The organism is Bacillus sp. AP50 (assembly GCF_040492675.1).
In the GTDB taxonomy this organism is placed as follows: Bacteria; Bacillota; Bacilli; order Bacillales; family Bacillaceae_G; genus Bacillus_A; species Bacillus_A cereus.
The window spans coordinates 1-2278 of sequence record NZ_JBEUTW010000534.1 but is presented as its reverse complement, the minus strand read 5'-3'; the positions used below and the strand labels follow the sequence as shown (position 1 = coordinate 2278).

The window sequence follows — 2278 nt, the reverse complement described above, 5'->3', positions numbered from 1 at the left end:
GAAATATAAATATACAAAAAATATATTTGTGTGTATAATATGAATTATTAGAACATATATATATTTCTTTTTGTTTGAAAATGAAAGGGTTAACATTTTTTTGGAGGGTGGAAGTATGAAAAAAAAGATACCAGTTTTTGTAGCATCAACAGTAGCGATGAGCATGATGTTAGGGGCATGTAGCTATCAAAAAGATGAATCGCAAGCAAACGCTAAAGGGGATAGCGGAAAAAGCGGCGCGAAGCAAGTTATTAACTTAATTGAAACACAAGAAATTCCAACGATGGATCCAGCGTTATCAGCTGATGCAGTTTCTTCAAGAGTAATGACTAATACGATGGAAGGCTTATACAGTTTAGGAAAAGATGATAAGCTAGTTCCTGGTGTAGCGAAGGAATTCAAAAAATCAGAAGATGGTAAAAAATATACATTTAAATTACGTGAAGACGCAAAATGGTCAAATGGTGAGCCTGTGACGGCAAAAGATTTCGTATATGCATGGCAAAGAGCGATTAACCCAGATACAGCTGCGAAATCAGCGTACATTATGTATGATATAAAAAATGCAGAGAAAATTAATAAAAAAGAGATGAGTCCGGATCAATTAGGGGTAAAGGCGATTGATGATTATACATTAGAAGTGGAATTAGATAATTCAATTCCATACCTTGTAGATTTAATGGTATATCCAATCTTCTATCCTGTGAATGAAAAGTTTGTGAAAGAGCAAGGTACGAAGTTTGGTTTGGAAGCGAATACAACGCTTTATAACGGGCCATTTACATTAAGTGATTGGCAACATGAACGTAGCTTTAAAATGACAAAGAGCGCGTCATATTGGGACAATAAAGAAGTGAAGATTGAAGAAGTAAACTTTAATATTGTAAAAGATACATCTACGCCAATTAACTTATATGAAACAAATGCAATTGATCGAGCGTCGTTATTAGCGGAGTTTATTGATAAATATAAAGGAAAACCAGATTTCCAAACAGTAGAAGATACATCTGTATTCTTCCTTCGTTTAAATCAAAAAGATCCAGCTTTAGCAAATAAAAATATTCGTAAAGCAATTTCACTTGCTTTTGACCGTAAGCCATTCGTGGATACATTATTAAATAACGGTTCTAAGCCAGCGACAGGATTAATTCCTGATAACTTCATTAAAGGACCAGATAAAAAAGATTTCCGTGCTGTAAACGGGGATATTGTAAAACCAAACGTGAAAGAAGCGAAGAAATATTGGGAAGCTGGTAAAAAAGAACTTGGCAAAAATGAAATCGAATTAGAATTATTAAATGAAGATGTAGAGTTATCAAAGAAAACTGGTGAATATTTAAAAGGTGAATTAGAAAAGAATTTACCAGGTTTAACAGTAAAAATTAAACAACAACCATTCGCACAAAAACTAAAATTAGAAGATGCGGGCGATTATGTCATGTCATTCTCTGGATGGAGTGCGGACTTCCCAGATCCAATTACATATCTTGATATGTTTGTAACAGATGGGTCACAAAATAAGATGAAGTACTCTAATCCAAAATACGATGAAATCATTATGAAGGCGAAAAAAGATGGAAGCGATGTAAATGCTCGTTGGAAGAACTTATTAGAAGCAGAAAAAATGTTACTTGATGATGCTGCGATCGTTCCAGTATATCAACGTGGTAGAGCATATTTACAAAGAGATTCAATTAAAAATATGTATAACCATAAATATGGCGGCGATTTAAGCTTTAAATGGGCGTCAGTAGAGAAATAAGAAAAAAAGCAGGTGATCACCTGCTTTTTTTAATACGTTCGTTTCTTATAAATGCCTTTTCCGCCAACTTGGTTCCAGCCAGATTGTACATCCAAACTTTTGTTAACAAACTTCATTTTTTCTTTTCCACCAAAGAGCTTTTCGCCGATGCTATTTGTAATGACACCAATCAATGCTGTTATTCCGATGATGAGGGCAGCAACCGTAATAAAATCAATAAAAAAAGCAATCATTTGAAAACTCCCCCTTTGCCTGTCTGTATGTTTATTGTATGAGATAAAAAATGAAAAAGAAAGAAATGTCAGAAAAATATTTAATTTACTTTAGAAATCATGTAGACAGGAGGGAGGATATTTGTTAAAATAAGAACAAATGTTCCTTTTTATTCTCATTTGTATAGTCTTACATTTCTTAATTGATTTATCAAGAAAAAGTAAGAAAACGTTCTCTTTTTCATAGGGAAGATTATAGATAAATAACTATATATTATATGAAAAATCTATGGGAAGTGAGTAG

Annotated in this window: 2 protein-coding genes; one reads left to right on the top strand and one right to left on the bottom strand. The window is 33.0% G+C overall.

Going from position 1 to position 2278, the window contains the following annotated elements; all coding sequences use genetic code 11:
- The first annotated feature begins 115 nt into the window (after positions 1–115).
- Complete coding sequence (locus ABWK52_RS26120) at positions 116–1762, top strand: peptide ABC transporter substrate-binding protein (protein WP_000727250.1); 1647 nt, start codon at positions 116–118, stop codon at positions 1760–1762.
- A gap of 29 nt (positions 1763–1791) precedes the next feature.
- On the opposite strand, the gene ABWK52_RS26115 is transcribed toward ABWK52_RS26120, so the two are convergent.
- Positions 1792–1995, bottom strand: a complete 204-nt coding sequence (locus ABWK52_RS26115; RefSeq protein WP_000559971.1) for a hypothetical protein — start codon at positions 1993–1995, stop codon at positions 1792–1794.
- Between the last annotated feature and the right edge of the window lie 283 nt (positions 1996–2278).